The sequence below is a fragment of the Streptomyces sp. TSRI0107 genome, assembly GCF_001905845.1.
Classification (GTDB): Bacteria; Actinomycetota; Actinomycetes; order Streptomycetales; family Streptomycetaceae; genus Streptomyces.
The window spans coordinates 479278-503722 of record NZ_LIVZ01000004.1; the positions used below are offsets into that span (position 1 = coordinate 479278).

Annotated in this window: 28 protein-coding genes and 1 pseudogene; 3 read left to right on the forward strand and 26 right to left on the reverse strand. The window is 69.4% G+C overall.

All coding sequences use genetic code 11. The features are described from left to right. Positions 1-27: 27 nt before the first annotated feature. From rpsQ to rpsJ, 11 genes are read right to left on the reverse strand one after another with little or no spacing between them, the layout of a single operon-like run. The gene (rpsQ, locus tag AMK31_RS12570; protein WP_073940531.1) at positions 28-339 is read right to left on the reverse strand and encodes a 30S ribosomal protein S17; all 312 of its coding nucleotides are present in this window, start codon (positions 337-339) and stop codon (positions 28-30) included. Beyond that, positions 336-560: a 50S ribosomal protein L29 gene (gene rpmC, locus AMK31_RS12575; protein WP_007494763.1), complete on the reverse strand. Its 225-nt coding sequence runs from the start codon at positions 558-560 to the stop codon at positions 336-338. Before rpmC ends, rpsQ begins: the two co-directional genes overlap by 4 nt. Further along, positions 560-979 (reverse strand): 50S ribosomal protein L16, encoded by a 420-nt coding sequence (rplP, locus tag AMK31_RS12580; RefSeq protein ID WP_009190136.1) that lies wholly within the window; start codon positions 977-979, stop codon positions 560-562. The genes rpmC and rplP overlap by 1 nt, the downstream gene beginning before the upstream one ends. Positions 980-984: 5 nt before the next feature. After that, entirely contained in the window at positions 985-1809 is an 825-nt protein-coding gene (gene rpsC / locus AMK31_RS12585; protein ID WP_010036723.1) for a 30S ribosomal protein S3, read from the reverse strand. After that, complete coding sequence (gene rplV / locus AMK31_RS12590; protein WP_073940532.1) at positions 1809-2156, reverse strand: 50S ribosomal protein L22; 348 nt, start codon at positions 2154-2156, stop codon at positions 1809-1811. Before rplV ends, rpsC begins: the two co-directional genes overlap by 1 nt. Before the next feature lie 43 nt (positions 2157-2199). Continuing rightward, positions 2200-2481, reverse strand: coding sequence for a 30S ribosomal protein S19 (rpsS, locus tag AMK31_RS12595; RefSeq protein WP_030233885.1), 282 nt, complete (start codon positions 2479-2481; stop codon positions 2200-2202). Between the two features lie 12 nt (positions 2482-2493). Further along, the gene (gene rplB, locus AMK31_RS12600; RefSeq protein WP_073940533.1) at positions 2494-3330 is read right to left on the reverse strand and encodes a 50S ribosomal protein L2; all 837 of its coding nucleotides are present in this window, start codon (positions 3328-3330) and stop codon (positions 2494-2496) included. Positions 3331-3370: 40 nt separating this feature from the next. Continuing rightward, positions 3371-3790, reverse strand: a complete 420-nt coding sequence (gene rplW / locus AMK31_RS12605; protein ID WP_073940534.1) for a 50S ribosomal protein L23 — start codon at positions 3788-3790, stop codon at positions 3371-3373. Next, the gene (gene rplD, locus AMK31_RS12610; RefSeq protein ID WP_073940535.1) at positions 3790-4446 is read right to left on the reverse strand and encodes a 50S ribosomal protein L4; all 657 of its coding nucleotides are present in this window, start codon (positions 4444-4446) and stop codon (positions 3790-3792) included. The genes rplW and rplD overlap by 1 nt, the downstream gene beginning before the upstream one ends. 8 nt (positions 4447-4454) lie before the next feature. Then, positions 4455-5099 carry a 50S ribosomal protein L3 gene (rplC, locus tag AMK31_RS12615; RefSeq protein ID WP_073940536.1) on the reverse strand — a complete coding sequence of 215 codons (645 nt, stop codon included), beginning with the start codon at positions 5097-5099 and terminating at the stop codon, positions 4455-4457. Between the two features lie 17 nt (positions 5100-5116). Continuing rightward, a complete protein-coding gene (rpsJ, locus tag AMK31_RS12620; protein WP_003948644.1) occupies positions 5117-5425 on the reverse strand; it encodes a 30S ribosomal protein S10 in 309 nt (102 codons plus the stop codon). Positions 5426-5841: 416 nt separating this feature from the next. Here rpsJ and AMK31_RS12625 point away from each other — a divergent pair, with 416 nt between their 5' ends. Further along, complete coding sequence (locus AMK31_RS12625; RefSeq protein ID WP_073940537.1) at positions 5842-7044, forward strand: hypothetical protein; 1203 nt, start codon at positions 5842-5844, stop codon at positions 7042-7044. Here the strand turns inward: AMK31_RS12625 and AMK31_RS12630 are convergent. The 3 genes from AMK31_RS12630 to AMK31_RS12640 are packed head-to-tail and all read right to left on the reverse strand — an operon-like array spanning position 7032 to position 8313. Continuing rightward, positions 7032-7244, reverse strand: coding sequence for a DUF397 domain-containing protein (locus tag AMK31_RS12630; protein ID WP_073940538.1), 213 nt, complete (start codon positions 7242-7244; stop codon positions 7032-7034). The two genes, AMK31_RS12625 and AMK31_RS12630, sit on opposite strands and share 13 nt — an antisense overlap. After that, a complete protein-coding gene (locus AMK31_RS12635; RefSeq protein ID WP_073940539.1) occupies positions 7241-7432 on the reverse strand; it encodes a DUF397 domain-containing protein in 192 nt (63 codons plus the stop codon). Before AMK31_RS12635 ends, AMK31_RS12630 begins: the two co-directional genes overlap by 4 nt. Beyond that, a complete protein-coding gene (locus tag AMK31_RS12640) occupies positions 7429-8313 on the reverse strand; it encodes a helix-turn-helix domain-containing protein (RefSeq protein ID WP_073940540.1) in 885 nt (294 codons plus the stop codon). Before AMK31_RS12640 ends, AMK31_RS12635 begins: the two co-directional genes overlap by 4 nt. A gap of 155 nt (positions 8314-8468) precedes the next feature. On the opposite strand from AMK31_RS12640, the gene AMK31_RS12645 reads away from it, so the two are divergent. Next, complete coding sequence (locus AMK31_RS12645; RefSeq protein ID WP_365506692.1) at positions 8469-8897, forward strand: ATP-binding protein; 429 nt, start codon at positions 8469-8471, stop codon at positions 8895-8897. A 261-nt stretch (positions 8898-9158) separates the two neighbouring features. After that, positions 9159-10024 (forward strand): annotated as a pseudogene (locus tag AMK31_RS12650) (helix-turn-helix domain-containing protein). Here the strand turns inward: AMK31_RS12650 and AMK31_RS12655 are convergent. From AMK31_RS12655 to AMK31_RS12705, 12 genes are all read right to left on the reverse strand, one after another. Further along, positions 10013-10675: a hypothetical protein gene (locus tag AMK31_RS12655; RefSeq protein WP_073940542.1), complete on the reverse strand. Its 663-nt coding sequence runs from the start codon at positions 10673-10675 to the stop codon at positions 10013-10015. The pseudogene AMK31_RS12650 and the gene AMK31_RS12655 sit on opposite strands and share 12 nt — an antisense overlap. A gap of 139 nt (positions 10676-10814) precedes the next feature. Beyond that, positions 10815-11333, reverse strand: a complete 519-nt coding sequence (locus AMK31_RS40395; protein WP_143204232.1) for a hypothetical protein — start codon at positions 11331-11333, stop codon at positions 10815-10817. Positions 11334-11359: 26 nt separating this feature from the next. After that, positions 11360-13432: a hypothetical protein gene (locus AMK31_RS12660; RefSeq protein WP_073940543.1), complete on the reverse strand. Its 2073-nt coding sequence runs from the start codon at positions 13430-13432 to the stop codon at positions 11360-11362. Positions 13433-13435: 3 nt separating this feature from the next. Then, positions 13436-13849 carry a hypothetical protein gene (locus tag AMK31_RS12665; RefSeq protein ID WP_073940544.1) on the reverse strand — a complete coding sequence of 138 codons (414 nt, stop codon included), beginning with the start codon at positions 13847-13849 and terminating at the stop codon, positions 13436-13438. A 119-nt stretch (positions 13850-13968) separates the two neighbouring features. Beyond that, the gene (locus AMK31_RS12670; RefSeq protein WP_073940545.1) at positions 13969-15087 is read right to left on the reverse strand and encodes a hypothetical protein; all 1119 of its coding nucleotides are present in this window, start codon (positions 15085-15087) and stop codon (positions 13969-13971) included. A gap of 487 nt (positions 15088-15574) precedes the next feature. Next, entirely contained in the window at positions 15575-16042 is a 468-nt protein-coding gene (locus AMK31_RS12675) for an adenylyltransferase/cytidyltransferase family protein (protein ID WP_073940546.1), read from the reverse strand. Continuing rightward, positions 16042-17580, reverse strand: a complete 1539-nt coding sequence (locus AMK31_RS12680; protein WP_241842627.1) for a fibronectin type III domain-containing protein — start codon at positions 17578-17580, stop codon at positions 16042-16044. The genes AMK31_RS12675 and AMK31_RS12680 overlap by 1 nt, the downstream gene beginning before the upstream one ends. Before the next feature lie 80 nt (positions 17581-17660). Next, complete coding sequence (locus AMK31_RS12685) at positions 17661-19199, reverse strand: oligosaccharide flippase family protein (RefSeq protein ID WP_073940548.1); 1539 nt, start codon at positions 19197-19199, stop codon at positions 17661-17663. After that, on the reverse strand, positions 19196-20773 hold the full coding sequence (locus AMK31_RS12690) for a hypothetical protein (protein WP_073940549.1): 1578 nt from the start codon (positions 20771-20773) through the stop codon (positions 19196-19198). The genes AMK31_RS12685 and AMK31_RS12690 overlap by 4 nt, the downstream gene beginning before the upstream one ends. After that, a complete protein-coding gene (locus AMK31_RS12695; RefSeq protein ID WP_073940550.1) occupies positions 20760-22223 on the reverse strand; it encodes a hypothetical protein in 1464 nt (487 codons plus the stop codon). The genes AMK31_RS12690 and AMK31_RS12695 overlap by 14 nt, the downstream gene beginning before the upstream one ends. Further along, on the reverse strand, positions 22210-23418 hold the full coding sequence (locus tag AMK31_RS12700) for a glycosyltransferase family 4 protein (protein WP_073940551.1): 1209 nt from the start codon (positions 23416-23418) through the stop codon (positions 22210-22212). Before AMK31_RS12700 ends, AMK31_RS12695 begins: the two co-directional genes overlap by 14 nt. 27 nt (positions 23419-23445) lie before the next feature. Next, entirely contained in the window at positions 23446-24426 is a 981-nt protein-coding gene (locus AMK31_RS12705; RefSeq protein ID WP_073940552.1) for an NAD-dependent epimerase/dehydratase family protein, read from the reverse strand. Between the last annotated feature and the right edge of the window lie 19 nt (positions 24427-24445).

The following is a 24445-nucleotide window of genomic DNA, read 5'->3' on the forward strand; positions in this document are numbered from 1 at the left end:
TCCTGCGAGGGATGCCCCGCAGGAGAATTACTTGGCCTTCTCGAGGATCTCGACGACGCGCCAGCGCTTCGTCGCGGACAGCGGCCGGGTCTCCATGAGGAGGACGCGGTCGCCGACACCCGCGGCGTTCTGCTCGTCGTGCGCCTTGAGCTTGTTCGTACGGCGGATGACCTTGCCGTACAGAGCGTGCTTCACGCGGTCCTCGACGGCGACGACGACGGTCTTGTCCATCTTGTCGCTGACGACAAGGCCCTCACGGGTCTTGCGGAAGCCGCGCGCCTCGCCCGCGGCGGAGCCGCTGGTGCCTGCAGTCTGCTCAGTCACGTTGTTCTCGCTCATGCGTTCTCCACCGTTTCGATGCCCAGCTCGCGCTCGCGCATCAGGGTGTAGATCCGCGCGATGTCCTTACGGACGGCCTTGAGCCGACCGTGGTTCTCGAGCTGGCCCGTCGCCGCCTGGAAGCGGAGGTTGAACAGCTCTTCCTTGGCCTCGCGGAGCTTCGCCAGAAGCTCCTCGTTGCCCAGCTCGCGCAGCTCGGACGCCTTGGTACCGGCCGACATCACGCTTCACCTGCCTCGCGCTTGACGATCCGGCACTTCATCGGCAGCTTGTGCGCGGCACGAGTCAGCGCCTCACGGGCGATCTTCTCGTTGGGGTACGACAGCTCGAACATGACGCGTCCGGGCTTGACGTTGGCGATCCACCACTCCGGCGAACCCTTACCGGAACCCATGCGGGTCTCGGCAGGCTTCTTGGTGAGGGGACGGTCCGGGTAGATGTTGATCCAGACCTTGCCGCCACGCTTGATGTGACGGGTCATGGCGATACGAGCCGCTTCGATCTGGCGGTTCGTGACGTACGCCGGGGTCAGCGCCTGGATGCCGTACTCGCCGAACGCAACCTGCGTCCCACCCTTGGACATACCGTTGCGCTTCGGGTGGTGCTGCTTGCGGTGCTTGACCCTACGGGGGATCAGCATTTCGGTCAGGCCTCCGTTCCGGTGCTCTCAGCCGGAGCGGCGGCAGCGGGAGCCTCGGCCTTGGGGGCCTCGGCGCCGGCAGCCTGCTGCGGCTTGCGACCGCGCCGCTCGCCACCACGGCCACCACGGGCCGGGCGGTCGGCACCGCCACGGGCCGGGCGGTTACCCGCACGGGCCGCAGCGTTCTCGGCGCGGACCTCGGCGATGTTCTTGACGTCGCCCTTGTAGATCCAGACCTTCACACCGATGCGGCCGAAGGTCGTCTTGGCCTCGAAGAAGCCGTAGTCCACGTTCGCGCGGAGCGTGTGCAGGGGCACACGGCCCTCGCGGTAGAACTCCGAGCGGGACATCTCGGCGCCGCCGAGGCGGCCACCGCACTGGATCTTGATGCCCTTGGCGCCCGCCTTCATCGCCGACTGCATGCTCTTGCGCATGGCACGGCGGAAGGAGACACGGGAGGACAGCTGCTCGGCGACGGCCTGGGCCACCAGCTGAGCGTCCGTCTCCGGGTTCTTGACCTCGAGGATGTTCAGCTGGACCTGCTTGCCGGTCAGCTTCTCCAGGTCACCGCGGATGCGGTCGGCCTCGGCGCCGCGGCGGCCGATGACGATGCCGGGACGCGCGGTGTGGATGTCGACGCGGACGCGGTCACGGGTGCGCTCGATCTCAACCTTCGAGATGCCGGCGCGCTCCATACCGGACGTCATCATCCGACGGATGGCGACGTCTTCCTTGACGTAGTCCTTGTACAGCTTGTCGGCGTACCACCGGGACTTGAAGTCCGTGGTGACACCGAGCCGGAACCCATGCGGGTTTACCTTCTGGCCCATTACCGGGTTCCTTCCTTGCTGGCGACGACCACGGTGATGTGGCTGGTCCGCTTGCGGATCCGGTAGGCACGGCCCTGGGCACGCGGACGGAACCGCTTCAGGGTCGGGCCCTCGTCGACGTAGGCCTCGGCGATGTAGAGGCTGTCAGCGTCGGTGTGGTCGTAGTTGTGCGCGGCGTTGGCGATGGCGCTGTCGAGCACCTTGCCGACCGGCACGGAGGCTGCCTGCGGAGCGAATCGCAGAACAGCCTGGGCCTCCGTGGCGTTCATGCCACGGATGAGGTCCACCACGCGGCGGGCCTTCATGGGCGTGACGCGGATGTACCGCGCCTGGGCCCTGGCTTCCATGGTTGTCCCTTCAGTTACTTACGTGTCTGAATGCGATCCGCTACTAGCGGCGCTTCGACTTCCGGTCTTCCTTGACGTGGCCCCGGAAGGTGCGCGTCGGCGAGAACTCGCCGAGCTTGTGGCCGACCATCGACTCGGTGACGAACACCGGGATGTGGGTCTTGCCGTTGTGCACCGCGAGCGTGTGGCCGAGCATGGCCGGCACGATCATCGAGCGACGGGACCAGGTCTTGATGACGTTCTTGGTGCCCGCTTCGTTCTGGGCGTCCACCTTCTTCATCAGGTGGTCGTCGACGAAGGGCCCCTTCTTCAAGCTACGAGGCATCTCAACCCGTCCTTAGCGCTTCTTGTTCGTCTTGCGGCGGCGGACGATGTACTTGTTCGACGCCTTCTTGGGCGAACGAGTACGGCCTTCCTTCTTGCCCCACGGGGAGACCGGGTGGCGGCCACCGGAGGTACGACCCTCACCACCACCGTGCGGGTGGTCGACCGGGTTCATGACCACACCACGGACGGTCGGGCGAACGCCCAGCCAGCGCTTACGGCCGGCCTTACCCCAGTTGATGTTGCTCTGCTCGGCGTTGCCGACCTCGCCGACGGTGGCGCGGCAGCGCACGTCGACCAGGCGGATCTCTCCGGACGGCATGCGGAGGTGGGCGTAGGCGCCCTCCTTCGCGAGCAGCTGCACGGAGGCACCGGCGGAGCGGGCGAACTTGGCACCGCCACCGGGACGGAGCTCGATCGCGTGGATCGTGGTACCGACCGGGATGTTGCGGAGGGCCAGGTTGTTGCCCGGCTTGATGTCGGCCCCGGGACCGTTCTCGACGCGGTCACCCTGCTGCAGGTTGCGCGGGGCGAGGATGTAGCGCTTCTCGCCGTCGGCGTAGTGCAGCAGCGCGATGCGCGCGGTGCGGTTGGGGTCGTACTCGATGTGCGCGACCTTCGCCGGCACGCCGTCCTTGTCGTGACGACGGAAGTCGATCACGCGGTAGGCGCGCTTGTGCCCGCCACCCTGGTGGCGAACGGTCACACGACCGGAATTGTTACGGCCGCCCTTGCTGTGCAGGGGACGGACCAGCGACTTCTCCGGCGTGGACCGCGTGACCTCGACGAAGTCGGCGACGCTGGAGCCACGGCGGCCCGGCGTAGTCGGCTTGTACTTGCGGATTCCCATTTCTCAGTCCTCGTCCGATATCGGACGATCCGGACCGCCCTTAGGCGGTCGGACCGCCGAAGATGTCGATACGGTCGCCCTCGGCGAGGGTCACGATCGCGCGCTTGGTCGCCGCACGCTGGCCGAAGCCGGTACGGGTCCGCTTGCGCTTGCCCTGGCGGTTGATCGTGTTGACCCCGGTGACCTTGACCGAGAAGACCGCCTGGACGGCCTCCTTGATCTGGGTCTTGTTGGAGCCCGGCGCGACGATGAACGTGTACTTGTTCTCGTCGAGCAGCGCGTAGCTCTTCTCGGACACGACCGGCTTGATCAGGACGTCACGGGGGTCCGTGTACGCCTTGCTCGCCGGAGTGACGACGGTGTTCTTGCCCTCGGCGGCGTGGCGACGCGCCTTGGCGACGCGGGCGGCCTTGGCGGCCTTGGCGGCCTTGGAGGCAATGGCGGGGTGACGGATAGCCATCAGGCCTCGCTCCCTTCGGTGTCAGCAGCCTTCGGGCCGGACACGAAGGACTCGAAAGCGGCCTTGGTGAAGACCACGTCGTCGGAGACGAGAACGTCGTACGTGTTCAGCTGGCCCGGCTCCAGGATGTGGACCTGGGGCAGGTTGCGGGCGGACAGCCACGCGGCCTCGTCGGCGCGGTCGACGACCAGGAGCAGGTTCTTGCGCTCGCTGATCTTGCCGAACAGGCTCTTCGCGGCCTTCGTGGAGGGGGTCTCGCCCTCGACCACGCCGGTGACGACGTGGATGCGGTTGTGACGCGCCCGGTCGGTGAGGGCGTGACGCAGAGCGGCAGCCTTCATCTTCTTCGGGGTGCGCTGCGAGTAGTCGCGCGGCACGGGACCGTGCACGACGCCACCACCGGCGAACTGCGGCGCGCGGGTCGAACCCTGACGGGCGCGACCGGTGCCCTTCTGGCGGTACGGCTTCTTGCCGCCACCACGGACCTCGCCACGGGTCTTGGTCTTGTGCGTGCCCTGACGGGCAGCGGCCAGCTGCGCGACGACGACCTGGTGGATCAGCGGAACGCTGACCTTCTCAACGCCGAAGATCTCCGCGGGGAGCTCGACGGAACCGGCCTTGTCGCCCGCCGGCGAAAGGATGTCAACAGTGCTCATCGGTTACCTCAGGCCCCCTTGGCCGCGGTGCGGACCAGGACGAGGCCGCCGTTCGGACCGGGAACCGCGCCCTTGATGAGCAGCAGACCCTTCTCCGCGTCAACGGCGTGGACGGTCAGGTTCTGGGTGGTGACCCGCTCGTTGCCCATGCGACCCGCCATGCGGAGGCCCTTGAACACACGGCCCGGGGTGGCGCAGCCACCGATGGAACCGGGGGAGCGGTGCTTGCGCTGGGTGCCGTGACCGGCGCCGAGACCACGGAAGTTGTGGCGCTTCATGACACCGGCGAAGCCCTTGCCCTTGCTCTTGCCGGTGACGTCGACCTTCACACCGGCCTCGAACACCTCAGCGGTGATCTCCTGGCCGAGGGTGTACTCGGAAGCGTCCGTCGTGCGGATCTCCACGAGGTGACGACGCGGGGTGACGTCCGCCTTGGCGAAGTGACCCTTGAGGGGCTTGTTCACCTTGCGCGGGTCGATGTCGCCGAAGGCGATCTGGACGGACTCGTAGCCGTCGACGTCGTTCGTGCGGACCTGGGTGACGACGTTGGGGCCGGCCTTGACGACGGTGACCGGAACAACACGGTTGTTCTCGTCCCACACCTGCGTCATGCCGAGCTTCTCGCCCAGGATGCCCTTGATCTGCTTAGCCATCTCTCAGATCACCGGCCTCAGAGCTTGATCTCGATGTCGACACCGGCCGGGAGGTCGAGTCGCATCAGAGAGTCAACGGTCTTGGGGGTGGGGTCGAGGATGTCGATCAGGCGCTTGTGCGTGCGCATCTCGAAGTGCTCGCGCGAGTCCTTGTACTTGTGCGGCGACTTGATGACGCAGTACACGTTCTTCTCAGTGGGCAGCGGCACCGGGCCCGCGACCGACGCACCAGTGCGGGTCACCGTCTCGACGATCTTCTTCGCCGAGGAGTCGATGACCTCGTGGTCGTAGGCCTTGAGCCGGATGCGGATCTTCTGTCCCGCCATGGCTACTCAGTAGTCCTGTCTCTCTAACGCTCTGGAACCCGGTGTTCCGTTGCTCTTCTCCGACCCACGCGGTCGGGCGTGTCGCGCTCCCGCTGACACAGATGTCCCTTGTTCGAACATCCCTGCGGGGAATGCACACGGCCCTACCGGAACCGCAAGCCGGGGACGAGAAGCCCACCGGGTGCCTGGCCGGTGCCGCACCGACACTTCCCGGAAGATTCCCGTACGTCCGCCCCTGATCAGGGGCGACGAGTACTGTGGGACTCGCTTCCGGTCCTCCCGGCGGGAGGCGCGCAGCATCAACACTCGACCGAGCAACTCGGACAGTCTGCCATAGCAGGCACGGCAGACGCCAATCGAGCCGGGAAGAATACCCCGAGCGTGACGCAGGTCAAACACCTGGCAGTCTGACGGTCATGAGCATGCTTACCCGGCTGTGGTGCGGCACGGCGGTTCTGGGCATCGGAGCCTCCCTCTGGGCCTTCTGGCTGACGTACGACGACAGCCGTGACCGCGCGGCGAGCGAGCGGGAGATCGCGCAGGCGTGCGCGGGGCTGGTGTCCGGCGAGGACGTGATGGACCTCCACGGCGGGACGGTGCGGGCCACGACCGACCGGACCATCGACCTGGAGGCGCCCGCGCCCGGCTGGTGCCGGGTCTACGGCGTGCCGGGACCTGACCGGTCCGACGGCCTGCTGACGCTGAGCGTCCGCACGTCGTCCGACGGGGCGCCGCTGCACACGGTGGGGGACGATGGAGCCTCGGAGCCCTTCTTCTACGACTCCGGCGAGCAGGACGTGACACGGCGTGCCGACCGACCCGAGAGCCGGCCCCTGGGCGAGGGGACGCTCGGTTCGTACACGGACCGGTCCGTCACCGTACGAGCGGACTGCGCCACCCCCGGCTCGGGCGACACTCCCGCCCTGCTGACCGTCACCGCGCGCGCCGACTACGACGACGTCTCCGGCGGGGACCTCTCCCGGCTGGCGTCCCTCGCTCACGGGGCCGCGGAGCGGGCCGCCACGGCGCTGGACTGCGAGACCGACCTCCCTGCCCTCCCGGACCGGCTGGACCCGCCGTCCCGGACCCTTCGCGCGGCGGACACCGCGAAGGGCTCCTGCGCCTGGTACGGCCCGTACCTCGACCGCGCAGGGCGGAGCCGGCTCCCCGACCGCGCCCTGGGCCTGCCCACCGCGCCCCGGGCCGCCGAGGAGACCTGCCTGCTGGCCATGAGCCCCGACCGCGCCCGAGCCGTCCGGTGGAGCGGCCCCGAGGACGCGGCCGACTACGGCGACAGCGCGCTCACCCACTCGCCCTGGTGGATGCGGACGGCCTCGTACTTCGGCGCGGACGCGCGGTCGGTCGGCTACGAGGACTACGGCGGTGACCTGCTCCTCCTCCGCCCCGGCACCGCCGGCGGCCACGAGAGCGGCATCCTGTGGGCGTCCTCCACCTGCGACGGCGAGCCCGCACTGCACACGCTGACGATCAGCTACACCTACGACGGCGTCATCGCGGACCGCCGCGAGGCGCTGTTCGAGGCGTACGTCGCCGACGTCACGGAGCGGCGTGGCTGCACGGAGGTGAAGCTGCCCGGGGGGAAGGACTACTGGGACTGACGGGCGTATGAGAGGAAGCCCGCCCAGGCGGCCGGGGGGAGCGCGAGCTGGGGGCCGCCGAGGCTCTTGGAGTCACGGACGTGGATGGCGCGGGGGGTTATGGCGATCTCGACGCAGGAGTCGCCCTCGGGACCGTCGCTGTAGCTGCTCTTGAACCATGCCAGTTCGGGGGTGTCCCCGGCAGTGGGCTCGCCGATCATGCTTCAGCGTCCCGCGACGCGTAGGTGAGGAAGTCGGTCCACGCTGCTGGGGGGAGCGCGAGCTGGGGGCCGTCGACGTTCTTGGAGTCACGGACGTGGATGGCGCGGGGGGCTATGGCGATCTCGACGCAGGACTCGCCATCGGTGCCGCCGCTGTAGCTGCTCTTGAACCAGGCCAGCTCGGTCATGTCTCTCCCAGCAGTTGCTCGATGAACGCCAGCGACTCCCGAGGTGAGAGCGCCTGAGCCCGGATCGTTCCATACCGCAGCTCGAGGATGCGCAAGTGCTTGAGATCGTGAGTCGGTCGGCCGTTGAACGCGCCGTCGGAACGACCCACCGCCGTACCGTCCGGGAACTTCAGCAGCTCGATCCTGCCGTCCAACCCCGGGTGCGGCTCGGAGTTCGTCGGCATGACCTGAAGCGTGACGTTACGCAATCGCCCTGCCTCCAGCAGGCGTTCGAGCTGCTTTCGCCACACCATTGTGCCCCCGACCTGCCGCCGGAGCGGCGCCTCTTCCAGGACGAAATGGAGCGATGGCGCCGGGTCGCGCTCGAACACCGACTGCCGGGAAAGCCTCGCCGCCACCATGCGCTCCACGTCCTCCGGCGAATACGGCGGCTGAGCCGCGCCGATCACCGCTCGCGCGTGGTCCGGCGTCTGCAACAACCCGGCGATGATGTTGCACTCGTACACGCCGATCTCGACCGCCTGGGCCTCCATCTTGGCGAGCTCACGCACCTTCTTCGGATACCGGACCTTGGCCACGTCCTCCTTCATCGCGGCGAGCAAGCCACCCGCCCTCAGCAACTCGTCAGCCCTGTCCAGGAACTCAGGGCGGGGAATCCGCTTCCCGGCCTCGATCTTGTAGACCAGGTCCTCTCCGTACCCGACGGCCACCGCGAACTCGGCGACCCGCATGCCCACCGCCTCGCGTCGCAGCTTGAGCTGCCGCCCGACGGTGGCGATGACCGCGAGCCCCCACTCGTCGTCCGGATCCACCTCCCAGCCAGGCTCGTCCGCCTCGCTGATGCCGTTGACCCGCCCCGCGTCACTGTCGACCGCCACCATGCCGCGCCCCTCCGTCGCCCGTGCTACTTCAACGCCGCACTACCCGCGCCGCCCGAGCCGACAGCTTGGACACGGCCGGACAAGCCCTGGACAGTGACTCTACGTATCGCCCCTGTCACTCAACACGGTAGGCAAATCCCGCGACGCTGAGTGACGTGAATCAGGAAATCGCCGTCCGCAACTTCAGCCTGCAGCTGTCCCCGACACCGCGAGGCGCCCGCCTCGCCCGCCTGCTCGCGACAGAGCAATTGCGCGCCTGGGGACTGCCGTTGCACCCGGCGGAGCACATCGTGGCGGAGCTGGCGGCCAATGCCGCGACGCATGGCCGCGCCCCCGGCCGGGACTTCCGGCTGCTGCTGTACGTCGTCGACGACACCCTCCGTATCGAGGTGACCGACACGCGTGCCGACCGCCTGCCGCGCACCGCCCCAGCCGCGCTCGACGCCGAATCGGGCCGAGGCCTGCTGATCGTGGACGCACTGGCCGACCGCTGGGGAGTCACGCAGGGTCCGCCTCCGCGCAAGACCGTATGGGCGGAAGTGACGACCGGAGAGACCGGATCGCGGCTCGTCCCGCCCCGGTGAGCCGCAGCCCGGCCCGGCGCGTGATCAAAGCTTTTCCATGAACGCCTGGGGAGAAGAACCAACCAAACCCCACCCCACCCGACCTCCCCAGGTGCCCCTGTCACCCGGAAGAGTGGCGCTGCCCAACTCGGCTGGATCTGCGCCTGATTGGCTGGCATATGCTCGCCGCGGCGACCACAACAGCAGACATGCGACGGCCCCCGGCCGGGACTGGCATCCCGATCGAGGGCCTGACCACCGAGGAAGTTGGAGGACTTCCCGATGGATACGCAGCACCCTAGCGCGCCCGCGTGCGCACAGCCGCTGAATCCGCGCGGCATCACCCACATCAACACCCCGCACACGAACCGCTTCACGGTCGTGGGCAACCACCTGACCCAGCACCGCAGTCTCTCGCTGACCGCGATCGGCCTGGCCGCCCACATCCAGTCGCTGCCGCCCGGCGCCAGGGTGGACATCAAGACGCTGGCGGCCCGCTTCCCGGAGGGCGAGACCCGCATCGCCGCGGCCCTGCGGGAGCTGGAGGCCCACGGCTACCTGGCCCGCGTCCGCGAACGCCTCCCCAGCGGCCGCATCGTCACGCACACGGTGTCGTACAACCAGCCGCAGCCCGCGCAGCCCACTCCCCCACCGCAACGTCGGGAACCCGAACCGGAACCGGAGCCCGAACAGGAACCGGAAGCCGAGGCCGCACCCACACCCCCTGAGAGGCCCCCACTCCCGGAACCCGAGTCAGCAGACCTGGACCGTCACCGCGCAACCTCCGCCCTCCTGGCGACCCTCCACCACCAGGACCCGCGTCTGCTCCTCTCCGAGCGCGCGATCCGCCACCTCGCCCGGCGGTCGCCGCCTGGCTGGAACGCGGCGCCCGCCCGGAGGCCGTACGCCACACCCTGACGGCAAACCTCCCGAGCGAGCCCCTACGCAACCCGCCGGCCCTACTGGCCCACCGCCTCACCGACCTACTGCCACCCCCGGCCCCCACGGCACCACCCCCCACCGACAGGCCGGCCACCCCTCCCCCCTTCCACAACTGCGAGGGCTGCGAACGCGCGATCCGCACCCCACACCCAGGCACCTTCTGCCGCGACTGCCGCAACGCGGGCCTCACCACTTCAGCCGCATGACAGCGTCTTGACCGTGGCGGGGAAGTACGCGCGCATGAACTTCTCGATGTCCTTGCGGCGCCCTTCATCCGTGATCTTCGCCTCCGGCAGGTGCAGCTCCAGCGTGAACTGCTTGCTGCGGCCACTCTCGCAGGGCGCCGACACAATCGATCCGTTGGTCCCGACGATCGCCTCTTCTCCCAGTTCCATCGTCCGCCACTCCGCGACGTCCGCGAAGATCGAGTCGTAGGGAGACCGTTCGGCCAGCTTCGGGGCGTCCATGGACCAATAAAAGTGCAGCTCCAGGACAGGGCGGCCTTGGGAGTACCACGTGCACGGGGCGGAGATCTCCTCCTGCCGGTCCACACGGCTGGACTCGACCAGTTCCTCGGTGGACGTGAGAACCGAGCGCGTGAGCTCAGGCGAGACGCGGGTTCCACACACCGTCCCGGGAATCTGATCGGCTTCCGCGCCGCAGGCCGTAATGGCCATGCCCATGGCCAGCACCAGCGCACTCGCGACGCGAGACCGTCCGAAGAACGTCATGCTGCTTGCTTCCGGAGACGTGCAGTCCGATTCGCTGGACGGCCCTCGGGCAGCCTCGACTCCCGGCTTGATCCCGGCAAGGGTGCCGTCGAGAATCTCCTCCGCCTGGTCGGCGGCTTCCCTCATGTTCACGTTGTTCTGCGGCTTGCCCTCTGGACCGGAGCCGTTTCACGTTCGGGCCGCAGCCAGTCACAGCAGGCCGACCAGCACGACCGCCGCAATGGTGAGCGGGGTGTGTCGGCCGCTCCCACGGCACGTAGCCCTTTCAGTCGCACGACAGTGTCCTTACCGTCGCCGGGAAGTACGCGCGCATGAACTTTTCGAGACTCGAACGGTAGGTGTCCGCCGTAGCATTTACCCCCTCGAGCAAAACAGAGAGGGTGAAATGCGAGCCTCCCTCTGTTTTGCATGAGGTAGTGGCAATCGTTCCACTGTTCCCAACCACTGCACGACCCTCGGAGATTTTCACCCGCTCAGGAACTTCTAGTTGCGAGACAGAGGACGTCGAATTGGCGACCTTCAGCGGGTCGAGCCGATCGGAATGCCAGGCGAATCGCAACCGGATGGCAGTTTCACCATCCGCGGATACCAGGCACCAGGACGAAGGTCTCGGGCTTTCTCGATCGACGTTGTTCTCTTCCGAGACGGCCGCGTCCGGCGGAAGCAGAGGCTTCAGCAGGTCCGGATCGACCCGTGTCCCGCACAGGGTCTCGGGAAGTGCCTGTTTCTCGTCCCGGCCGGTCAGCCACAAACCGCCGAGGGTGAGAAGTCCGACGGCAAGCAAGGGAACAACGATACGCATAACGCGACTCACGGTGCCGCCTTAGCCTTGGTGCCAGAAACTCCCTGTGCGTGTGAGATTCCGGACTGCGCAGCCTGCTCGATCTCGTCTGAGGGGTCGTATTCCGAACCGCTACCGCCCTGTACCTGCTTCCACTCCGTGGCCAGGGCGATCAGTTGCCCATTCCGCTTCTCGTACTGGGCAATGTTCTGCTCGGCCGCATCGTCGTCAAGCCTCTTCTGCTCATCCGCCAGCCATTGTGCGGTGACATAGTCGAAGCCCTGCTGCACCGGACCGGAGACAACGGGAATGTAGCCGATGGCCTCGTCGAACAGCGGTTTGGCCGCAAACTCCGCCGTCTTCGGATCTCCCTGCGCCTGAGCTCGCGCCTCCTCCAGGAAGCCGACCGTTCTACCCGCTCGGGTCAGCGACTCCTTCGACTCCGACTGACCGGCGTCGTGGATGTTGGCGACCATGGCCTGGTTCAGGCCGCCGTTGAGCGTGTCGTAAGCGTCCTGGTCCATCGAGACCTGCTTGGTGACTTCGAAGAGGTCGCTCTGGTCCAGTGGGGAACCGGCGATGTCGACGTTGCTCATCGCCGCGTGCACCGTGCCTCCGTGATTGATGAGGATGTTGGCCATCGGCTGCCGCAGGGACGGCGGGAAGTCGTCCCCGCTGTCCGCGAGGAGGGTGATCGCCGACTTGAACACCGCCTCGTTCTGCTTGCTGTGCTCGACGTACTGGGCGTTCTCGTCCGACGGGTCGATCCCCGTCGCCGCCGCCTGAAGCGCCGCTCCGAAGCCCGCGCGGGTGTCACCGTCCTCCCCGGGGGAGTACGTGCTGGCCTTCGCGCCCTCGTGTTCGTGGAGGGTGACATCCCAGTCACGCTGCTCCATGAAGTACTTCATCTTGCCCTCGGAGCCGAGATAGCTCGCCGCCGCGTCCGGATCGTGGCTCATGATGCCGAGCATGCCGTCCACCGGGTCGTTGGCGAACCAGCCGTCGCCCTTCCCGGCGTACTCGTGCTTCAGCTGCCAGATACCCGGGTCCTTCTTCTCCGCCGCGATCATGTCGTCGGTGAGGTCCCCGAGCATGTCGGGCGAGTAGCCGTGGCCCTTCTGCATGAGGGTGACGAGGGACTGGTAGCCGAGGGCCTTGTCGAGGCGGGCGCCCTGGGCGTCGGTGCCGTGGCGTTCGACGCCGGCCTCGCGCATGTCGTCGCGCCAGTCCTCGTACCACTGGGACTTGGTGTCCTTGGTCGCCGAGGCGAGGGCGTTGGCCAGGCCCGTCTCGATGGCGGAGTAGTCGCCGGCGCGGTCCCCGCCCCGCACGTGAATGAGGTCGTTCAGCTCGTTCGTGAGTTTGATCATGCCGGTCGCGCCCAGGCCGTCGAGGATGGTGCGGGAGAAGTGCGGGTCGTCGGCGTTGTCGCGGAAGGTCCGCCTGAGCTCGGCGATCTCCTTGTCGGTGAGGGCGCCGCCCTTGCTGAGCTTGTTCAGTGCCTTCTCGGCGGCCTGGCCCTCGTACTTCTCGACGTCGTCCTTCGCCTCGCCGTTGAAGCCCTTGCCCCCGGCGACGAGGCTCGAGTCGACCACCACGGCCTGGAGGGCGATCTGCACGCCGGCGTCCGCGTCCGTCACGTCCTGGACCGCCTTGTTGATGTGGTCCTGCCAGGACTGGACGGCCTCGCGGTACCCGGGGTCGTGGTGGACGGCCCTGCGCTCCGCCTCGGACATCCGCTCGATGTCGAGGCTGACAAAGCCCTGGTCGGAGACTTTCATCCCCGCGTCGATGGCCTCCTGCCGCGCGGTCTTCAGCCGGCCGCGCAGCTCGACGAACTGCGTGTGGGCGTCGCGCAGCAGACCGGCGACGGCCTTGGCCTCGGTCTGGGCGTACTGGAACTGCTGGAGCGTGATGTCGAAGCGGGCGTTGGCCGCGTCGGCGCTGATGCCCGACCAGGTGGGGCCCATGGAGATGCCGTGCACGTCCCGCTTGTAGGCCTTCTCCTGCTTGGCGAACTCCCCCGCCATGCCGTCCCAGGTCTTCGCGGCGGTGGTGAGCGCGGAGAGGTCGGTGGTCATGATCTCGTGGTACGTGGGCATGCCTCAGTTCCGCCCCTGCGCGTACGTGTCGAACACCGAGATCTGCCGTGCGGCGCCGCCGGCCGTGAGGTCGGCGCCCTGCAACGTGGTGTTGGCCTGCCGCAGGGCGTCCTTCTCCGAGCCGAGCCGGTCCATCAGGTTCTTCACCTGGTCACCCCAGGTGCCGTGGGCCTTCTTCAGGGCTCTCGACGTGTCCCATCCGTCCCCGTCCTTCGCCTCGAACGCCTTGACCGCGCTCGAGGTGTCCTCGTCCGCGTGACGTCCGGCTTTCGCGGTGCCCGGCTCGATGTCGTCCTCGATCGCCTTGGCCGCGCGCTTCTTCTCGGTGGGCGAGGAGGCCAGGTCCTTGGGCCCGCCGCCCGAGGGACCGGTCGCTCCCTGATCTGCCGGGAGCTGGTTCAGCCTCATCTCCGTCATGCGCCATCGCCTCCCCGTTCGCGCCCGCGAGGCCTACACTCAGGCCTCGCGAACACCATCCAACACGGTAGTGACGCAACTGCGAAGAGTAATAAGCCGGTCGTCCGGACTCTTATGGGCTAACTCCGCGTGACCGTCCCGCACGCCTCCCCGTCGAACACCTCACCGAGAGGCGTGTCCAGGTCGTACGGGTCGCGGGCCTCCCCGGCCGGCGGGCTGTCGGTCGGGGCGACCGTCGGGAAGGACGGGTGCAGGAAGCCGCCGTCGTTCTCGCACGCGACGTTGAAGTACGCCGCGTCGTAGCGCTCCACCAGGAGCTTCCCCGCCGTGACGTCCCAGCGGGCCGGGTCGGACAGGACCATGGTCAGGCCGCGGCGGACGATGGTGCGGGAGATGCGGTCGGCGCCGGACTCGGCCTTCACCATCGGGTAGACGAAGGTGTAGTCGGCGCGCACCCGGACCTGGCCGGGCTCGCCGGCCTCGTAGGTCATCCGGCCGCGTACCTTGACGACCTCCCCCACCGGGCGCACCTCGTCCGGGTCGAAGCGCGTGAAGAGGTTGACCGGGTCGTTCTCGCTGTCCGGCGAGCGCAGGGCCCGGCGTGCGTCCGGCAGCATGTCCGGCTGCTTCGGGTCGAGGAACGAGAGTGCTTTCGTCGGCCGGCCGCCGCGTCGTACGGCCGGGTCGAGGTTGGACGCGACGAGGAAGTCCTTGGTCTGGCGGAGGGCCTGCTCCACCTGGTCCTTGCTCATGTCGCCGACCGCCTTGGCGGCCGGGAGTTCGATCGCGTCCGCGCCTTCGGCCCAGGAGCGGGCCGGGGAGCCGCGGAACGGGGAGTCCAGGGTCGGCCCGCCTCCGGTGACGGGTGACGCGGAAGCGGAAACGCCGGCCTCCGGCTTGTCGTCGCTTGCGCCGGGCAACTGGTCCAGCAGGAGTGAGGGGCGGATCGCGACGACTGCCAGACCCGCGACCAGCAGTACGCCGAGCACGGCACCCAGTCTGCGTCTGCGGCGGGTGCGGCCGTTCACCTCGTACGATGCCGGGCCCGTCCGCCAGCCCGGCGGCGGGGTGTCGCCCTGCTCCCGCAGCCGCTGGGTCACCATCCGCGCCCGGGCCGAGGGCTCCTTCGGCGCGGCGGCGCCGCCGCCCTCCGCGGCTTCGCGCAGGAAGGCCTCCAACTGCTCGTCGGATATGGACGGTTGCTCGTCGGGCTGCTCGGACGGCGGGACGGTGCTCACGGGCTCACTTCCTCGGGAGGTCCGGGCGCGGGCGGACGGGGTAGCGCCTGATTGCGTGATCAATCATTCCTAAGCCGTGGCCATCGATCACACAAGCCGCCCCGTGATGGGAGCGGCCGGCGTCCGGGGTGTATGCAGGGGTACATCAGGCCGACGCCGAGATGGAGCGCGCGGTGGCGCGGGTCACCGCGACTGGGGCGCTGGGGCTGTGGTTGCGCGAGATGCAGGGCACCTATCACATCCTCGGCAAGGTTCCGCGCCGGTTCCTGCGTGCCCATCTGGCGGTCAGCCGGATGATTCGTCGACCAGGGACACGTGGTCGATGGTCGCCCTGAAGCCGCCGGCGTGGGTGGCGAAGCCGGAGCTCGACGGCGTGGAGTTCCGCAAGCTCACCGGACTGAAGTCGTGGGGCGAGCTGGCCCACTGATCGTCGGGGGCGGGTGCCCCCGCCTGGGTCGGCCGACTGCCCACCCAGGCGCCCCGGCGGCTACCGCCCCAGGAGGTCCAGAGAACTCGACGGGCTCGGGGAACTCCGCGCGGTCAGGATGTCCAGCGCCTGGCGCAGCAGAGTGCTCGACGTGTGCGCGGTGTACGGGAAGTAGACGACTTCCACGCCGACTTTCGCGAATTCGGCTTCGAGGGCCTTCCAGATTTCTGTTCCGAGCCAGTCGTCGCCTTTGAAAATGACGTCGAAGCGGACCTCGTTCCAGATCTCGATCTTGTCGTCCACCGTGGCCACGAAGGTGTCGTCGACGTAGCGCACACTTCGGACGATCTCCAGTCGCTCGGCGAGCGGCACCACGGGCGGTCTGCCCTTCAGGTGCGTGACCAGGTCGTCGGAGCAGACGCCCGCGACGAGGCGGTCACAGTGTGCCCGAGCCCGGCGCAGGATGTTGAGGTGCCCCACGTGGAAGAGGTCGAAGACCCCCGGCGCGTAACCGACACGTTCGCCCATCAATGCTCTTCCCTGAGCGGCCCGCCCGTGACCGCGCCCGCGGTCACGGCGAGCGGTGCCGACTTCGGTGACGTGTTGTCGCCGTCGGTGACGGCGATCGTGTAGCGGTGCCGGGAGCCGGGGGCGACGGTGTCCGTGTAGGTCATCTCGGGGCGGTCCCACAGGGCGGACCGCTGCTTCGGCGAGGCCACCAGCTCACCGTCCCGGTAGATCAGGTACGTCAGTTCCGCGTCGTCCCGGTCCCATGCGGCCCGCCAGGTGAGCGTGACCCGGCCGGAGCCGGCCTGCGCGGCCTTGAGGCGGGGTGCCGCTTCCGGTGCCCCGGTGTCGGTTCCGGCCGTGAAGCGCGTCAGGCTCTGCTGCGCCTTGTCGTTGACCTTGGTGAACTCGCCGCCGGCCCAGAGGATTTCCCCGGCCATCTCCAGCGTGCGGGGCCCCTGCCCCTCGCCCGTGCCCCCGTTGGTGTCGGGGAACCAGTGCAGGATGTGCTTGTCCGTGACCGACTGGGCCAGGAAGTGCTGCCGGTTGTCGTGCTCGGGGAAGCCGCCCGGGGTCATGCTGCAGTCGTGGGCGTGGGATCCGCTGTAGAGGACGCCCTTGTAGGGGACCACCGCCTGGGTGGCGCCCCAGCAGGTGTCCTTCCAGAGCATCTTGTCGTCGGACAGGCGGCCGGCGATGCGGCCGTCGAAGATGCCTGTTCCGAAGCCTTCGGCGCCGACGTAGAAGTTGTTCTCGTCGCGTGCCAGTGACTTCACCACCGACCGGAACGGCAGCCACTCCGGGTAGGAGCCCACGATCGCGCCGGTCGAGGGGTGCAGGGCGATCAGTGCCCGCTCCTCGGCGCCGTTGACGATGTCGAAGTCACCGCCGACGATGAGCTTTCCGTGCTCGGGTGCGGCCACGACGGCCCGGACCGGCTTGTCGATGTCCGCCTTGAACGGCAGCAGCGCGCCCTTGGGGTCCAGCTTGGCGAGGTGCCTGCGGGTCTTGCCGCTGACGGCGGTGAAGTCGCCGCCGAGGTACACCCCGTCGTCGGTGGTCTCGATGGCGCGTACCGTCGCCGACATGGCGGGACGGAAGTCCCTGCGCAGTGTGCAGCCGGCCGTGTCGAGTGCGGCCGCGCTGGACACGGCGGTGCCGTCGACCCGGCCGAACGATCCGCCGACGTACAGCACCCGGCCGTCGCGTGACGCCTTGAGCGCCCGTACGGTGTCGCCGGCGCCCGTGAAGGAGTGGGTGCAGGGCAGCAGTTCGCCGGTGACGGCGTCGAACGCGGCGAAGTTCCTCCGGGCGACCTCCTTCTCACCGGCCGCGGCCCCCGGCGGGCGGACGTTGCCGAAGGTGCCGCCGACGTACACGACGCCGTCGACGTACTCGAGCGCCCAGACGATGCCGTCCGTCTGCCAGGTCGCCAGCGGGTCGGCGGTCAGGGTGCTTTCGCCGCGTGCCTCCGCGCCGGCAGCCGACGTGAGCGAGGCGGTCGCGAGGAGGACCACGGCGGTGGCGGTGGTGACGCCCCTGGTCGTGCTTTTTCGCATGCGCATGGAACATCCCGGGGTGCGAGGGGTTACGGGTGGTGAGAAGGGGGAGGGGTGCGGCGGTCCCGCTCCGGGACGGCCTAGGTGGCTCGTTCGCGCAGCACACCTACGAGCTCACGCACGCCCAGCGGGGTGCGAAAACGCCACAAACTTATACCGAATACACACATTCCCAAGACCATTCCGACGGTGAGGCCGAGGGGTGTGTCGCCTGCCCAGAGCCTGGCGGGGAGGGCGAGGGCCACGGTGAGGCAGAGCCCGGCGGCGGTCGCGGCGAGGTACCCGCGGTCGATGGTCGTGAAGCCGGCCCGCCGCACCAGGGCGACCGCGAGGAGGTTCTCCACGACGATCGCCGCTCCCCAGGACAGGGCCGCTCCGAGGATTCCCAGGCGGGGCACGGCGAAGAGGCCGACGGACAGCTGTACGGCGAAGGCGGCCCCGGTGGCCGCCAGGTGCCGTGAGCTCTGGCCGGCCATGAGCAGCACCGTCTGGGCGTTTCCGGACCCGATGTTGACGGCCGAGGCGATGCAGAGGACGGCCAGGGCCTGCGCCCCCTGTACGAACTCCGGGCCGAAGAGGGCGAGGACCGTGCCGGGGAAACCGGCCAGCAGCACGAAGAACGGCCAGGAGAACAGCACGGTCCAGCGCGTCGAGATGCGGTGCAGGTGACCCGCCTGCTGCATCTCGCCGAGGGCGAGCAGCCGGCTGATCTGCGGAGCCACGGCTCTCCGGATGGCCTGCTGGACCAGCATGCCCGCGACGATGACCCGGGTGATGGCCGTGTAGATGCCGGCCTCCTCGCTCGTGGCGAGGCTGGACAGCAGGATGACCCCGATCCACAGCGCGCTGATGTCGAAGACCGAGGAGATGGCGCGTGGCGCGGAGAAGGCCCAGAATCCCCGCCACGGAACGGCCGTCTCGCCTCCCGCGGCCCCCTTGGCGCCGCCCCGGTACCGGCGCAGCCACGTCCACGCCGCGAGGGCCCCGGCGAGCGAGGGGATCACCCACGCCGCGGCCAGGCTCAGCACTCCCGGAGCGATCAGCACGACCGGTACCGCGATCAGTACCCGCAGGACCGGTTTGCCGATCTGCTCGACCCCGATGAAGGGGAGCACGGTGCCGTACCCCTGGCTGGCGCCGAGCAGGATCAGGCTCACGGTGGCGGCGGGGAGGAACACCGCGACGAGCCGGATCAGGGTGACGGCGTCCCCCGGCGCCACGTTCGGCAGCAGTGACGTGGCAACCGACGGGGTGACGAACAGCAGCGCGCCGACCACCGTGCTCACCACCGCTCCGGGGACGAGGGCGGTGCGCAGCAGCGCGCCGACCCGGCGGCCTCCCCCGGTGGCCACGTCGCGGGACACGAAGCGGACCAGCCCGGTGTCGGCGCCGAGCTTGCAGCAGTGGCTGAGGATGGTCAGGACGGCGACCCCGGTGTACACCACTCCCGAGCCGTGCGCTCCCAGCGCGCGGGTGACCAGGGCGACGAGGACGTACGCGCAGACGGCGCTGACCAGCGAACCCAGGAAGCCCCACCATCCGCCCCGCGCGGTGGCGGCGACATCGCTGCGCGCGGCCGAACCGCCGGTGCCGGACACGGCTGTTCGCGGGGCGTTCATCGTGACGCGCTGAGCGCGTCGCCGTCGGTGTCACGCGCGGGCGCGAGCAGTTCCCCCGTGCCGTCCACCGGCGCGGCCGGTGCCGGGGCGGCGGGCTCCCGCTCCGGCCGGAGCCGGAGCCGGCGCCGCCCCGCGTCGGCGTCGGCGTCGAGCACCGCGCCCAGGACGCGTCCGCCCGAGCAGCCGATCAGCTCGCGCACCCGCCTGAGCTCGTCGCGCGTGGTGTCGTATCCGCCCACCACCAGGACGCCGTCCACTCGCTGGGCGGCCGCGAGGCCGTCGGCGTTCCGGAGCAGCGGCCGGGTGAGGACGAGCGCGGAGACGCCGGACTCGGCGACCTGCAGGGTGCGGGACAGCATGGCGGACGCCGGCACGCCGTCGGTCACGGTGGCGCCGCGCCGGTCGGGGTAGAGCGTGAAGCGTCCGGCCGTGCCCGCCTCGACGACGGCTCCGCCTTCGAGGACGCCGGCCGCGTCGGTCGCGAGCGGCAGTCGTGCCGAGACGCCGGGGCCGGTCGCGGCGGCGTCCACCAGCAGCACCTCGTCGCCGAACTCGGCGAACGCGGCGGCGAGGTTCACCGCGGTGGCCTCGGCGTCGTGGTCCTCCTTCGGCGCCACGATCATGAGCTTGGTGCCGGGCGGGCAGCCCTCTCCGTGCCTGAGGCGGAAGGCGAGAGTCCGATACGCCTCGGCGCGGCTGCTGCCGTCCCGGCCGACCGCGAGGAGGTCGCCCTCCACCTCGGGCTGCGGAAGGATCCCCAGTACGGGAGCGCCGAGCGCCGCCTGGACCTCGCCGACCGAGCGCACCCGCGGTTCGAGGGCGGAACGCAGCCAGGCGAGCACGACACCTCCGAAGAGGCCGCCCAGCAGGCCGATGCCGATGAGCCAGACGGGGCCCGGTCCCGCGGGCCGCGCCGGAGGCTCGGCGGTGCGCACGACGTCGCCGCCGCTGGTGTCGTACGACCTGATGTCCGACAGACGCTTCTGCAGCGCGTTGACGCGGTCCCGCCGGCCCGCGGCCGCGCCGGAGTCGTCCTTCGCGGTGTTCTGCTCGGTCAGCGCCGTGATCTCCTGTTGCAGAGCACTCGTCATCCGCTGCACCGTGGCGTCGGTTCGGCTCTTTCGGTCGGCGAGGTAGGCGTCGGCGAAGGCGTTGGCCACCCGGGCCGCCCGCCGCGGGGCGCCCGCGGTGTACTCGAACCTGAGGATCTGGGTGTGGGGCGGGTTGGTGACGCGCAGATCCTCCTGCAGCGCCCCGGCCCGGGACGGCTGCCCCAGTGCCTCCGCCGCGCGGGACGCGACGGTGGCGCTGAGCGCGATCTGCCGCTCCGTGCCCATGCTCACCTGGTTCTCGACGGACACGCCGAAGGTGCTGAACGGGTCGGTGGTCGCCCGGACGAGGACCTCACTCGTGGACGTGTAGCTGCCCGCGCGGAACAGCACCAGCAGCAATCCGCCGAGCAGCCCGAGCACCACGCCGAGGACGATCGTCGTGCGGTACCTCAGCAGCTGGCGCAGTTGGTCGCGAAGCCGGTCCGTCTCCTCGTACCGGTCGTCGAAGCTAGGGCTGGACACGAATGCCTCCTGTTCCGGGGGTCGGTGCGTGGCCGGCGGTCGCGGGCGGCAGCGCCGACGAGGGGGCCCGGGAACGCCGGGCGGCGGGAACGGTGATGAACAGCGGAACGGTCAGCAGCAGCAGCATCGGTCCCGCGATGCCCATGAGGCTGCCGCGCAGAAGGATCATCTGGTAGAAGGCGAAAGCGGGGACCAGGAGAACCGCGAACGCGGCCCGCCGGTCCCGCAGCAGCTCCCAGAGGTCGTCCATACGACGGCCCAGCGCGCCCATCAGGCAGAAGACGACGACCACGGCGGGCACCCCGGCCCAGAGGTAACTCTCGATCCACAGCGGGGCCGACAGATTGTGGAATTCGTGACCCGCGTACTGGGCGATCGCTACACCGCTGGCCTGCGGCTTCTCGGGCCACACGGCGCGGGGCACCATGAAGAGGGCCACGCCCAGCGCGGACGACGGCGAGAATCCGTCGTCCTCCACGTAGTCGATGCCGGTCTGCATCTGCTGGAACGCGTCGTAGTCCATGGTCGTGCTCAGCTGTTCCGCCAGGCTCATGACGCTGAGCTCTTCGCGTTCGTCGTAGCGGAAGTAGTCGCTGTAGGGGAACGCGAAGAGGATCACGGCCGTGAGTGCCGCGGCGGCGGCGCGGAAGGCCTTGGGGCGGCGGAACCGGCGCCAGGAGAAGAGCAGGACCAGAAGGACGGTCCCGGCCCAGAACCGCGGCTTGCTGATCGGGTTGTTGACCACGACGTTGACCGCGATGAGCAGCGGGAGCAGCATCCAGCGGACGCCCCGCAGCAAGCGGTCGCCGCCCGACGGGCGGGGCAGGTGCAGCAGCGCCAGCAGCGACCAGAAGGCGGGCACGGCGAGGGCCCAGGCCAGCAGCGCCCGCACGGAGTCCGTCGCCACGTCGGCCTCCCGTACGGCCTGCCTGCTGGTGAAGAACGCGTCCAGCCCGCCCTGCCGGGGGATCAGCACGACCGCGAGAACGAGCGACAGACCGCTGAGGAGGAGCACGGGCCGGGGAGCCAGCTTGCGGGACAGCAGGGATCCGAGAGCGGTCGCCCCGTCACCCGCGGCCCTGGCGGCGAGCGCGGATCCCGCGCTGTAGGCGACGAGCCCGAGTTCGGTCAGGACCACGGCGGCCAGGGCGGTGGAATCGCTGGTGCGGTAGCCGAGGGGATAGGTGTCGGTCGCGAGCATGGCGAGCGGCGCCAGGCCGAGCCACACATAGGTGAAGAGCCAGAACCCGAAGGCGACGAGTCGCACCGACGTGGCGGTGAGCACCCGGGCCAGCGCCGCACCCGTGTGCACCACGACGACGCACTGCACGGCGACAGCCGCCCCGAACCGGACATGAGGGGTCAGCAGGACCAGCCCGGGCAGCAGCCCGACGAGCACGACGGTCCAGCAGCACACCGCTGCGACCGAACGCTCCTTACCGTCCCGCACCGGACGCCCCGATCGCCGTTCTCAGGATCTCCTCGAACCGCGAGGCGCAGTTCTCCAGAGCGAACTCCCGCTCGGCCAGCGACCGGCTTTCCTTCCCCAGTGCCTCGGCGTGCGCCGGGTCGTCGAACACCTCGCGAACCCAGCGGGCCGCGCCGTCCAGCGCGGACTCCTCCGGCGGGAACACCGCCGAGCTGGCCTGGCGGAGCAGTTTGGCCGCCGGGTTGCCCGCCGGCATCAGCCCCAGCACCGGGCGCCCGGCGCACAAGTAGGACAGCGTCTTGGACGGCACCGAGAACTCTCCGGCGTCCTCCGCCAGCAGCACGACCAGCACGTCACCCGTGCCGAGCACCTCGGGCAGCCGCTCGTAGGGCTGGAAGGGCAGCAGGGTCAGGGGGACGCCCCGGGCGGCGGCCGCCTCCTTCAGCACGGGGACGGCCGGGCCGTCGTTGACCACGACCAGGCGGACCTGCTCGCCCTGCTCCCGCAGCCGCTCGACCAGCCCCACCAGCAGGACGGGGTTGTGCTTGAGGCCGAGGGTGCCCGAGTACAGCACGGTCCGGACGCCGGTGAGGCCGTGCTCCGCCGACCACGCGTTGTCGCGGGGGGCGGGCAGGATCTCGTCCAGCGGGGCCCAGTTGGGGATGACGGTGACCTTGCCGTCGGTGCCCCACTCCCTGTGCACCCGCAGGAAGGAGCCGGCGATCACCACGATCGCCGCCGCCCGTCGCGCCGCCCACTTCTCGGCCCGTTCGAAGACCTTGGCGGCGACGCCCATCAGCCTGGAGACTCCGGCGGCGGCGAAGCTCTTGAGCGCGATGGCGGTGACGTCCTGGTGCCACAGCACCCACGGGATGCGCAGCGCCCCGAGCATCAGCGCGGCCACGGACAGCGTCGGGATCGGCAGGTTGCCGAGCAGCGCCACCCGCGGTCTCTCGCGCCGTACCTGCCGGGCGAGTTCGAAGCCGAGCCGGGTCTCCTGGAAGAGGCGCCGGACGTACGCCTCCTTGTCCAGCACGACGGTGTCTCCGATGGTGACGAAGCGCAGGCCGTCGACCGCGTCTGCGGCGAGGTCGCCCTTCCCGGAGACGTAGGCGGCGCAGGTGGAATGCACCACGTCGTGGCCGCGGCGTGCCAGCTCGCGGCTGAGCTGCGCCTGGAACGGGTGTCCGCTGTAGTCGTGGACGAGGATCCTCATCGGCTGCTCTCCCGGCCTGGCCGTCGATCAGTGCTGGGCGAGCTTCACCTGGTCGTACACCCAGGCGTACGTCCTCTCCAGCCCTTCGGCCAGCGGGATCGACGGCTCCCAGCCGTAGAGTTCCCGGATCAGGCTGTTGTCGGAGTTGCGGCCCCGCACGCCCTGGGGGGCGTCCAGCCGGTACGAGCGCTCGCAGCGGATGCCCGCGATCTCCTCGACGATGTCGACCAGTTGGTTGATGGTGACGAGCTCCGAGGAGCCGACGTTGACCGGGACGCCGCTGTCTCCGTCCATGACCAGCCGCGTGCCCCGCAGGCAGTCGTCGATGTACATGAAGGAGCGGGTCTGCCGGCCGTCGCCCCAGATCTCGATCCGGTGATCACCGGAGACAGCGGCCTCGGCGATCTTGCGGCACACGGCTGCCGGGGCCTTCTCGCGGCCTCCGGTCCAGGTGCCCTCGGGGCCGTAGACGTTGTGGTAGCGCGCGACGCGGCAGGTGAACCCGAAGTCCTCCTCGAAGTGCCGGCACATGCGCTCGGAGAACAGCTTCTCCCAGCCGTAGCCGTCCTCGGGCTGGGCCGGGTACGCGTCCTCCTCCTTCAACGCGGTGACGTCGGGGTCGTTCTGCTTGCCGGCTGCGTACACGCAGGCGGAGGAGGAGTAGAAGTAGCGCTCCACGCCGGCCTCGTGCGCCGCCTTCAGCATGTGGGTGCTGGTCAGCACCGACATCATGCAGGCGGCCTTGTGGTTCTCGATGAAGCCCATGCCGCCCATGTCGGCGGCGAGCATGTACACCTGGCGGGCGTCACGGACGGCGGCGCGGGCCTCGTCGAGCAGCGACAGGTCGGCGACGACGTTCTCGGCGGCCTCGTGCACCTGCTGCCACGCATGCCGGGGCTTGATGTCGACGCAGCGGACGGTCAGCCCCCGGGCCAGGAGGTCGGCCGCGAGGTGGCCACCGATGAATCCTCCGCCTCCGGCGACGACGACATCCACCTGCTTGCTCATGGCAGCTCCTTGAGAGACC

What these genes read in the sequence shown, in the direction of transcription:
- rpsQ (WP_073940531.1), bottom strand. Translation starts at nt 339, where the DNA reads ATGAGCGAGAACAACGTGACTGAGCAGACTGCAGGCACCAGCGGCTCC.
- rpmC (WP_007494763.1), bottom strand. Translation starts at nt 560, where the DNA reads ATGTCGGCCGGTACCAAGGCGTCCGAGCTGCGCGAGCTGGGCAACGAG.
- rplP (WP_009190136.1), bottom strand. Translation starts at nt 979, where the DNA reads ATGCTGATCCCCCGTAGGGTCAAGCACCGCAAGCAGCACCACCCGAAG.
- rpsC (WP_010036723.1), bottom strand. Translation starts at nt 1,809, where the DNA reads ATGGGCCAGAAGGTAAACCCGCATGGGTTCCGGCTCGGTGTCACCACG.
- rplV (WP_073940532.1), bottom strand. Translation starts at nt 2,156, where the DNA reads ATGGAAGCCAGGGCCCAGGCGCGGTACATCCGCGTCACGCCCATGAAG.
- rpsS (WP_030233885.1), bottom strand. Translation starts at nt 2,481, where the DNA reads ATGCCTCGTAGCTTGAAGAAGGGGCCCTTCGTCGACGACCACCTGATG.
- rplB (WP_073940533.1), bottom strand. Translation starts at nt 3,330, where the DNA reads ATGGGAATCCGCAAGTACAAGCCGACTACGCCGGGCCGCCGTGGCTCC.
- rplW (WP_073940534.1), bottom strand. Translation starts at nt 3,790, where the DNA reads ATGGCTATCCGTCACCCCGCCATTGCCTCCAAGGCCGCCAAGGCCGCC.
- rplD (WP_073940535.1), bottom strand. Translation starts at nt 4,446, where the DNA reads ATGAGCACTGTTGACATCCTTTCGCCGGCGGGCGACAAGGCCGGTTCC.
- rplC (WP_073940536.1), bottom strand. Translation starts at nt 5,099, where the DNA reads ATGGCTAAGCAGATCAAGGGCATCCTGGGCGAGAAGCTCGGCATGACG.
- rpsJ (WP_003948644.1), bottom strand. Translation starts at nt 5,425, where the DNA reads ATGGCGGGACAGAAGATCCGCATCCGGCTCAAGGCCTACGACCACGAG.
- AMK31_RS12625 (WP_073940537.1), top strand. Translation starts at nt 5,842, where the DNA reads ATGAGCATGCTTACCCGGCTGTGGTGCGGCACGGCGGTTCTGGGCATC.
- AMK31_RS12630 (WP_073940538.1), bottom strand. Translation starts at nt 7,244, where the DNA reads ATGATCGGCGAGCCCACTGCCGGGGACACCCCCGAACTGGCATGGTTC.
- AMK31_RS12635 (WP_073940539.1), bottom strand. Translation starts at nt 7,432, where the DNA reads ATGACCGAGCTGGCCTGGTTCAAGAGCAGCTACAGCGGCGGCACCGAT.
- AMK31_RS12640 (WP_073940540.1), bottom strand. Translation starts at nt 8,313, where the DNA reads ATGGTGGCGGTCGACAGTGACGCGGGGCGGGTCAACGGCATCAGCGAG.
- AMK31_RS12655 (WP_073940542.1), bottom strand. Translation starts at nt 10,675, where the DNA reads ATGAGGGAAGCCGCCGACCAGGCGGAGGAGATTCTCGACGGCACCCTT.
- AMK31_RS12660 (WP_073940543.1), bottom strand. Translation starts at nt 13,432, where the DNA reads ATGCCCACGTACCACGAGATCATGACCACCGACCTCTCCGCGCTCACC.
- AMK31_RS12665 (WP_073940544.1), bottom strand. Translation starts at nt 13,849, where the DNA reads ATGACGGAGATGAGGCTGAACCAGCTCCCGGCAGATCAGGGAGCGACC.
- AMK31_RS12675 (WP_073940546.1), bottom strand. Translation starts at nt 16,042, where the DNA reads ATGGGCGAACGTGTCGGTTACGCGCCGGGGGTCTTCGACCTCTTCCAC.
- AMK31_RS12680 (WP_241842627.1), bottom strand. Translation starts at nt 17,580, where the DNA reads ATGCGAAAAAGCACGACCAGGGGCGTCACCACCGCCACCGCCGTGGTC.
- AMK31_RS12685 (WP_073940548.1), bottom strand. Translation starts at nt 19,199, where the DNA reads ATGAACGCCCCGCGAACAGCCGTGTCCGGCACCGGCGGTTCGGCCGCG.
- AMK31_RS12700 (WP_073940551.1), bottom strand. Translation starts at nt 23,418, where the DNA reads ATGAGGATCCTCGTCCACGACTACAGCGGACACCCGTTCCAGGCGCAG.
- AMK31_RS12705 (WP_073940552.1), bottom strand. Translation starts at nt 24,426, where the DNA reads ATGAGCAAGCAGGTGGATGTCGTCGTCGCCGGAGGCGGAGGATTCATC.